Here is a 7,338-nt window from a genome sequence, read left to right as displayed (position 1 = left end):
GGGTGCAGAACGTCTGCTCTTCACCACCGCCGCCGCCGCCACCGCCGCCACCGTCGCGGCACGGACCGTCGCGCACGATGCGGTAGCCGGCCCGGTCGGCAAGACAGGCATTGGCGAAGGTCTGGCGATCGCCGCCGCGCCGCGCACAGACCGGCTCGTACTGCTTGCTGCAATATTGCGGTTCCGGCCGGGGCGGACGCGGACGCGGCCCTGGTCCGTCATCGACGACGACGGTGCAGGCGGCAAGAAGTGCCGACAGCAACAGGATGACAAAACCCTGCCGCGAAAAGATTGCCGCCAGATATTTCATGATGATCTCCCACGATCGCGTCCCCGGTTGCCGATCCTCGCCATTCCCTTGCCAAATGCAACCCCCGTTTGCAGCCCTTTCAGTCGGAAACGCGCTGGGGCTGTAGGCGGCGTCGACCTCCTCGGCCACCTCGACATCTGGCCCATTCGTGGCCCGGTTCTGGCCGATGACCCGGCCGGCAAGCAAGCCTATGCCGAGCCCATCGATGCTCAGGTCAGTCGATTGATGCGTCGGGACGCGCCAGTACGGCGGCCCGCGGCGGTATCTTGCAACCATCACGTTTCCGTGCGATAAATTCCGTGTTCGGGCATTTGCGACCCGGAGAGCGGAACGTTTTGGACGACCTTTCCCCGATACTGTGAATCTCTGACGGCCCCGTTTTCGGCGGGGGGTTTGACCATGCGCCAATGCATGACTGCCGAAGCAACCACCGGGAACTGCCCTTTGCGCCAGGCGGCGGGCGGGACCACCAAAGACTGAACGGGTGAAGGAGTTTCCCCAATGGCCCAGACCGGCACCGTTAAATTCTTCAACGCGACCAAAGGCTTCGGTTTCATCACGCCCGATGGTGGCGCCAAGGATGTGTTCGTCCATATCTCCGCGATCGAAGCTTCCGGCTTGCGCACGCTCGTTGATGGCCAGAAGGTCACCTTCGACGTCGAGCCGGACCGCATGGGCAAGGGCCCCAAGGCCGTCAACCTCCGCGCAGCCTGAGCCATCGGCGCGCCGCATGTCACTTAGACGTGCGACGGAGGCTCCATGCCTGCACCTGGCCTGGAGAGGGATCTGAATTTTGAAAGGCGCGGCGATCTTCGTCGCGCCTTTTCCTTATCGAAGGCGCGGGCCAGTGATGTCGCCCAAGCGGCCGGGTTCTGGGCAACGACTTGCATAAAAACAAAGACCCGAAGCATGCCGCAACGTGCTTTAGACGCCCGCAAAACTTTCTCTTGCCGATGACGCTAAAATAAAGGACAAATTTCCACTCGGGCATTTGCCGGCCCGAGACTGGAGTTTATGGGACAAAGGAGCTTCCCATGCCGCAGACCGGCACCGTCAAATTCTTCAATCATGCCAAGGGCTTCGGCTTCATCACGCCCGATGATGGCGCGAAGGATGTTTTCGTCCATATTTCAGCTGTGCAGGCGTCCGGTCTTCCCGGCCTCGAGGATGGGCAGAAAGTGTCGTTCGATACCGAGCCGGATAAGCGCGGCAAGGGTCCCAAGGCCGTCAACCTGTCGGTCGGCTGAGCCGGCTTCGAACCGGCGCTCCCGGGCAGATCGCTCCCTTGAGAGCCTGTGATTTTTGACGTCCGTTTTGAATAAACACGTTAAAATCCGTTCAGCCCCCGTTCAGCCACGGTCGCATATTAGTCTTCGGTAAAGCCGGACCGCATCCCCGAAACTGCACGGGCCGGAACGAAGGAGACCGACATGAACCGAATTTTCAAAACCGCCGTCCTGGCCGCTGCCGTGGCCGCCACCACGCTCACGGCCTTGCCCGCCGCCAATGCGCGCGACTGGCGCCGTCATCATGGCCATCATGGCAATGGCGATGCCATTGCCGCCGGCGTGCTCGGCCTCGCGGCCGGGGCGCTGATCGGTGGCGCATTGGCCAATGACCGCCCGCCGCCCGACGCTGACCGCTACTACGATGACGGTTACTACGATCGTGACGTCGTGGTGCGCCCGGCCCCGGTCCGCCGCTATTATGCGGAGCCGCGGGTGGTCTACGCCAATCGTTATGCCGAACCGTGGACGCGTGACTGGTACGAATATTGCTCGGACCGCTACCGCAGCTTCAATTCCCGTACCGGCACGTTCACCGGCAATGACGGCGAACAGCATTTCTGCACTGCCAACTAACCAAGGGCTTCCCTGCCCCAAAACAGAAAAGCGCTGACCGCAAGGCCAGCGCTTTTTTGTTGTGGTCTCTACAATGTCAACGGTCTGCTTGAGGCTGATGAAAAACAGCTACGGTTCCGAGCCTGGTTCAAGTCAAAAAAGGATTGGTCCGCCTCTCCTCGCCAAAACGTCCGCCGGCACCGTGGCCACAGATGAAGCCGATGTCGTCGCCGAGCGGCAGGAGCTTGTCCTTGATCGAAGCGATCAGCGCCGTGTGGTCGCCGCCCGGCAGGTCGGTGCGGCCGACCGAGCCGCGGAACAGCACGTCGCCGACATGGGCGAACTTGGCTGCGCGGTTGTAGTAGACGACGTGACCGGGCGCATGGCCGGGGCAGTGCAGCACCTCGAACACATGGCCGCCGAACGACACGGTCTCGCCTTCGGCCAGGAACCGGTCGGGCACGCAGTTGCGCGCTCCGGCGATGCCGTAGCGCTTGCCCTGGTTTTCCAGATTGTCGAGCAGCGACTTGTCGGCCTCATGCGGACCGATGATCTCGACGCCGAGCGCCTCCTTCAACTCCATTGCACCGCCGGCATGGTCGATGTGGCCATGCGTTATCCAGATAGCTCCGGCTGAGATCGCATTGTCCTTCAGCACCGCCAGTACCTTGTCGATATCGCCGCCCGGATCGACGACGACGCCATGCTTGTCATCCATGTCGAACAGGATGGTGCAATTCTGCTGGAACGGTGTGACCGGCACGATGCCGGCATTGAGCTGACCCATGATCGTCCTTTCGATGTTCACGGGTGATGTAGAGGCGCGGACAAAGGGCGTCCACCCTCGAAAGACGAACAGTCAGTAGCCCCAAAACGGAAATGGGCGGCCGAAGCCGCCCATTTGAAAAGACCGAAACGGCCTGCTTACTTCTTCATGGCGCCCATGACCGCGCCGAGAATGGCGGTCAGGATCGCGCCGCCGCCGGCGCCGCCGACGATGTTCTGCAGGTTCAGCGCGCTGCCGAGACCGCTCGTTGCTGCTGCCGCAGCCGCCGGATCGACCGCACCGCCACCCAGCAGGCTGCCGAGGATCGCCGCACCACCGACGCCGCCAATGGCTCCGCCCAGGATTTTGGGAAGCTGACCCATCGCCGCCGTCTTGAGCGCCGCACCGACCGCCTGACCACCGATGATGCCAGTAATCACCTGTATGATGATCGGAAGAAGCGTGTTCATGTCCATATGATTAGTCCCTCCATAGCTGTCAGCCTCCCGGGCCGACACCATCATGAGACGCCGAATTGGACGAAAGTCAAATGCAGAAACGCTGAAATAAAAGGGGCGGCCCGAAAACCGCCCCTACTTCCTAAAAAAGCTGTGACTTTCGTTATTCTGCGGCGATCGCGTGCTTGGGCTGAACGGCCGCAGAATAGTCATTCATAAGATTCTTGGCTATTTCGCCGACCTCGAATCGGTAAGGCCCGATCTCCGAAACCGGCGTCACTTCCGCTGCCGTCCCGGTCAGGAAGCACTGCTCGAAGCTTTCCAGCTCTTCCGGCAGGATGGCGCGTTCAATCACCTCAAGGCCGCGATCCTTGGCCAGCCCGATGACCGTGCGGCGGGTGATGCCGTCGAGGAAGCAGTCGGGCTTGGGTGTGTGGATCTTGCCGTCCTTGACGAAGAAGATGTTGGCTCCGGTCGCTTCGGCGACCTGGCCACGCCAGTCGAGCATCATGGCATCGGCATAGCCCTTGGCCTCGGCGGCGTGCTTGGACATGGTGCAGATCATGTAGAGCCCGGCGGCCTTCGACTTGGAAGGCGCGGTGCGCGGGTCGGGCCGGCGCCATTCCGCCACATCGAGACGGATGCCTTTCAGCTTCTGCGCAGGATCGAAATAGCTTGGCCATTGCCAGATGGCGATGGCGCAGTTGATGCGGTTGTTCTGCGCCGAGACGCCCATCTGCTCACTGCCGCGCCAGGCGATCGGCCGGACATAGGCGTCCTGGAAACCCTGCTTCTTGAGAAGCGTGGAAGAGGCGTCGTTGAGCTCGGCCACCGAATAGGGGATCTTGAAACCGAGCAGGCGTGCCGATTCATGCAGGCGCTCGGTGTGTTCGTTGAGCTTGAAGATCTCGCCGCCATAGGCGCGCTCTCCCTCGAAAACAGCGCTGGCGTAATGCAGCCCGTGCGTCAGCACATGGATCTTGGCGTCACCCCATTGGACGAATTCGCCGTTCATCCAGATGAAGCCATCGAGTTGATCGAAGGGAACGGATGCCATGGTAACCTCCCACGGGCGGCAGCCCGGATAGTTGTATCGTTGTGTGTTTCGTGTCGGCCGCCCAAAGCGGCTTTTATGGTGGAGCGTAGGCGGATAATTGCGCTCTGGCAAACTTAGGAAATTCCGGAAAAACCGGCTTCCCTTGCCTTTTCGTTCGCAATCCGCCCAAAAGCTTGTCAAAAATTACCATTGCAGGGAAATTACGTCAATAGTACTGACATAATCTCTCTTTCCCACGGAGAAATAATGACGGATCGAAGCCCAGCCGCCGGAAAACCGATCAGGACCGCAATGTCGGTCGAGGACGGCATCGACTTCGCCATCATCGAGCTGCTCTTCTTTGCCTATCGCGACTTCACCTCCGATCCGGACCAGATCCTGGCCGATTACGGCTTCGGCCGGGCCCACCACCGGGTGCTGCATTTCGTCAACCGCAGGCCGGGCCTGACGGTCGCCGAACTGCTCGACGTGCTGAAGATCACCAAGCAGAGCCTGGCCCGTGTGCTCAAGCAACTGATCGACACCGACCATATCGTGCAGTTGCAAGGTCCGCGCGACCGCCGCCAGCGCGAACTTTATCCGACAGCCAAAGGCCGTGCGCTGGCGCTGGCGCTGGCGCGGCCACAGTCGCGCCGCATCCATGCTGCATTGGGGGATTCCGGAGTAACCGAACGGACCTTGGTGGAACGGTTCCTCGAAGCGATGGTCAATCCGGAACTGAGGGCGCAGATCGACGTTGGGTCCGCAAAAATGTCAGGGAAAAGCCATGGAGAGCACTGAACGGGTCGATCACGCGGCCGCGCCGGACGACGACGCGCCGCATCTGCTTGTCGTCGACGACGACACCCGCATCCGCAATCTTCTCAAGCAGTATCTGACCGAAAATGGCTTTCGCGTCACCGTTGCCGGCAATGCCGGCGAAGCCAGGCGCAAGCTTGCCGGCCTCGACTTCGACCTTCTGGTGCTGGACGTCATGATGCCCGGCGAGACGGGCGTCGACCTGACCAAGTCGCTGCGGGCCGAAAAGAACGTACCGATCCTGATGCTCACAGCGCTGTCGGAGACCGACAGCCGCATCTCAGGGCTGGAGGCTGGCGCCGACGACTATCTGCCAAAGCCGTTCGATCCGCGCGAGCTGATCCTGCGCATCAACAACATCCTGCGCCGCGGTGGCCCGGCGACCACGCCCAAGGTCGAGCAGTTGGTCTTCGGCCCCTACACGTTCCAGATCGCCCGGCGCGAATTGAAGCGTGGCGGCGAGGCGTTGAAGCTGACCGATCGCGAGCAGGAGATCCTGGCGATCTTCGCCGCGCGGGCGGGCGAGACGATACCCCGCCACGAGCTTGTCGGCGACGATTCGGAAGTCGGCGAGCGCACCATCGACGTCCAGATCAACCGGCTGCGCCGCAAGATCGAGCGCGATCCGTCCAATCCGGTCTGGCTCCAGACCGTACGCGGTATTGGGTATCGGCTCAGCGTGGAATAGAATGCCGCCTGCGGCCGGCTGAACGGCTGCGGGCAAGCGAAAAGAGCGAATGGCAACCACGGAACTGGAACAGCCGGGCAATGGCGGCTTGAGCGCACGCGCTGCGCGGACGCTGAAGGCGGTGCCGCGCGCCTGGAACCGCTTCTGGCGCCTCGTCTCGCTCTATATGCCCAAGCGGCTCTATGCCCGCTCGCTGATCATCGTCATCGCGCCGATGATCCTGCTGCAATCGGTCGTCGCCTTCGTCTTCATGGAACGTCACTGGGCAACCGTGACGCAGCGCCTGTCGCAGGCCACCGTGCGCGACATCGCCGCCATCATCGACCTGATCGAGACCTATCCGCGCGATGCCGACTACACCAACATAATCCGCATCGCCCAGGACCGCATGCAGCTGAAGGTCGACCTCTTGCCGCCCGACCCACTCCCCGCGCCCGGTCCAAAGCCGTTTTTCTCGATTTTGGATGATGTTCTCTCGTCCGAGATCACCCGCCAGATCAACCGCCCGTTCTGGATCGACACGGTCGGCAACTCCAACATCGTCGAGGTACGCGTGCAGCTCGAGGGCAAGGTGCTGCGCGTCTTCGTGCGCCGCAGCCAGGCCTATGCCTCTAACACCCACATCTTCCTGATCTGGATGGTCGGCACCTCGCTGGTGCTGTTGATGATCGCCATTCCCTTCCTGCGCAACCAGATCCGGCCGATCCTGATGCTTGCCGAAGCCGCCGAAAGCTTTGGCAAGGGCCGGCCGATGCCGCGCGATTTCCGGCCGCGCGGCGCCGAGGAGGTTCGCCGCGCCGGCTTTGCCTTCATGCAGATGCGCGAGCGCATCGAACGCCAGATCGAACAGCGCACCGCCATGCTGACCGGCGTCAGCCATGACCTCAGAACCATCCTCACTCGCTTCAAGCTGCAGCTGGCGCTTTCCGGCGGCAAGGCCGAGACCAAGGCAGCGCTCGACCAGGACATCGACGACATGCAGTCGATGCTCGAAGGCTATCTGTCCTTTGCCCGCGGCGAAGCTTCGGAAGACGCCGGACGGTTCGATCTCGAGGCCTATTTCGAAAAGCTCGACGAGGAAGCCAGGCTGCGCAAGCGTAAGCTGTCGACGACGCTTGCCGGCGATCACGATGTGCATGTGCGGCCCAATGCCTTTGCCCGGCTGATGTCCAACGTCATCGGCAACGCCTTCCGCTATGCCAAGACGGTGGAGGTCAACGCCACCCATGGCCGCGGCTCGCTGCTGGTCACCATCGACGACGATGGTCCGGGCATTCCCGCCGATCGACGCGAAGACGTGTTCAAGCCTTTCGTGCGGCTCGACGAGGCCCGCAACCTCGATGCCAGCGGCACCGGGCTCGGCCTGTCGATCGCCCGCGACATCGCCCGCTCCCATGGCGGCGACATCACTCTTGAAGAC

The 7,338-nt window shown here is 62.0% G+C and carries 10 protein-coding genes; 6 read left to right on the top strand and 4 right to left on the bottom strand.

What is annotated here, in order from left to right:
- Positions 1-310 (bottom strand): Kazal-type serine protease inhibitor (locus EN994_RS11465; protein ID WP_127244556.1); only part of this gene is annotated, 310 nt, incomplete at its 3' end.
- Positions 311-811: 501 nt separating this feature from the next.
- Here EN994_RS11465 and EN994_RS11460 point away from each other — a divergent pair.
- The 3 genes from EN994_RS11460 (at position 812) to EN994_RS11450 (ending at position 2,172) form a co-directional block, all read left to right on the top strand.
- On the top strand, positions 812-1,024 hold the full coding sequence (locus tag EN994_RS11460) for a cold-shock protein (RefSeq protein WP_006202520.1): 213 nt from the start codon (positions 812-814) through the stop codon (positions 1,022-1,024).
- Positions 1,025-1,344: 320 nt separating this feature from the next.
- Complete coding sequence (locus tag EN994_RS11455; protein WP_013530020.1) at positions 1,345-1,557, top strand: cold-shock protein; 213 nt, start codon at positions 1,345-1,347, stop codon at positions 1,555-1,557.
- Between the two features lie 183 nt (positions 1,558-1,740).
- Positions 1,741-2,172, top strand: coding sequence for a BA14K family protein (locus EN994_RS11450; protein WP_013530019.1), 432 nt, complete (start codon positions 1,741-1,743; stop codon positions 2,170-2,172).
- A 127-nt stretch (positions 2,173-2,299) separates the two neighbouring features.
- Here the strand turns inward: EN994_RS11450 and EN994_RS11445 are convergent, their stop codons facing one another.
- The 3 genes from EN994_RS11445 to EN994_RS11435 all read right to left on the bottom strand — a co-directional run bounded on the left by EN994_RS11445 (position 2,300) and on the right by EN994_RS11435 (position 4,432).
- Positions 2,300-2,938, bottom strand: coding sequence for an MBL fold metallo-hydrolase (locus tag EN994_RS11445; protein WP_063168837.1), 639 nt, complete (start codon positions 2,936-2,938; stop codon positions 2,300-2,302).
- Positions 2,939-3,075: 137 nt separating this feature from the next.
- The gene (locus EN994_RS11440) at positions 3,076-3,393 is read right to left on the bottom strand and encodes a hypothetical protein (protein WP_013530017.1); all 318 of its coding nucleotides are present in this window, start codon (positions 3,391-3,393) and stop codon (positions 3,076-3,078) included.
- A gap of 145 nt (positions 3,394-3,538) precedes the next feature.
- Positions 3,539-4,432, bottom strand: a complete 894-nt coding sequence (locus tag EN994_RS11435) for a branched-chain amino acid aminotransferase (RefSeq protein WP_013530016.1) — start codon at positions 4,430-4,432, stop codon at positions 3,539-3,541.
- A 246-nt stretch (positions 4,433-4,678) separates the two neighbouring features.
- On the opposite strand from EN994_RS11435, the gene EN994_RS11430 reads away from it, so the two are divergent.
- The 3 genes from EN994_RS11430 to EN994_RS11420 all read left to right on the top strand — a co-directional run.
- Complete coding sequence (locus tag EN994_RS11430) at positions 4,679-5,212, top strand: MarR family transcriptional regulator (RefSeq protein ID WP_024505623.1); 534 nt, start codon at positions 4,679-4,681, stop codon at positions 5,210-5,212.
- Entirely contained in the window at positions 5,199-5,918 is a 720-nt protein-coding gene (locus EN994_RS11425; protein ID WP_013530014.1) for a response regulator transcription factor, read from the top strand. The genes EN994_RS11430 and EN994_RS11425 overlap by 14 nt, the downstream gene beginning before the upstream one ends.
- 49 nt (positions 5,919-5,967) lie before the next feature.
- The coding region (locus EN994_RS11420) for an ATP-binding protein (RefSeq protein ID WP_127307541.1) at positions 5,968-7,338 on the top strand (1,371 nt) is incomplete at its 3' end.

Source organism: Mesorhizobium sp. M7A.F.Ca.CA.002.09.1.1 (assembly GCF_003998555.1).
GTDB lineage: Bacteria > Pseudomonadota > Alphaproteobacteria > Rhizobiales > Rhizobiaceae > Mesorhizobium > Mesorhizobium ciceri.
The sequence above is the reverse complement of the archived record's forward strand: the minus strand, read 5'-3'. Positions and strand labels throughout refer to the sequence as shown.

What these genes read in the sequence shown, in the direction of transcription:
- EN994_RS11460 (WP_006202520.1), top strand. Translation starts at nt 812, where the DNA reads ATGGCCCAGACCGGCACCGTTAAATTCTTCAACGCGACCAAAGGCTTC.
- EN994_RS11455 (WP_013530020.1), top strand. Translation starts at nt 1,345, where the DNA reads ATGCCGCAGACCGGCACCGTCAAATTCTTCAATCATGCCAAGGGCTTC.
- EN994_RS11450 (WP_013530019.1), top strand. Translation starts at nt 1,741, where the DNA reads ATGAACCGAATTTTCAAAACCGCCGTCCTGGCCGCTGCCGTGGCCGCC.
- EN994_RS11445 (WP_063168837.1), bottom strand. Translation starts at nt 2,938, where the DNA reads ATGGGTCAGCTCAATGCCGGCATCGTGCCGGTCACACCGTTCCAGCAG.
- EN994_RS11440 (WP_013530017.1), bottom strand. Translation starts at nt 3,393, where the DNA reads ATGGACATGAACACGCTTCTTCCGATCATCATACAGGTGATTACTGGC.
- EN994_RS11435 (WP_013530016.1), bottom strand. Translation starts at nt 4,432, where the DNA reads ATGGCATCCGTTCCCTTCGATCAACTCGATGGCTTCATCTGGATGAAC.
- EN994_RS11430 (WP_024505623.1), top strand. Translation starts at nt 4,679, where the DNA reads ATGACGGATCGAAGCCCAGCCGCCGGAAAACCGATCAGGACCGCAATG.
- EN994_RS11425 (WP_013530014.1), top strand. Translation starts at nt 5,199, where the DNA reads ATGGAGAGCACTGAACGGGTCGATCACGCGGCCGCGCCGGACGACGAC.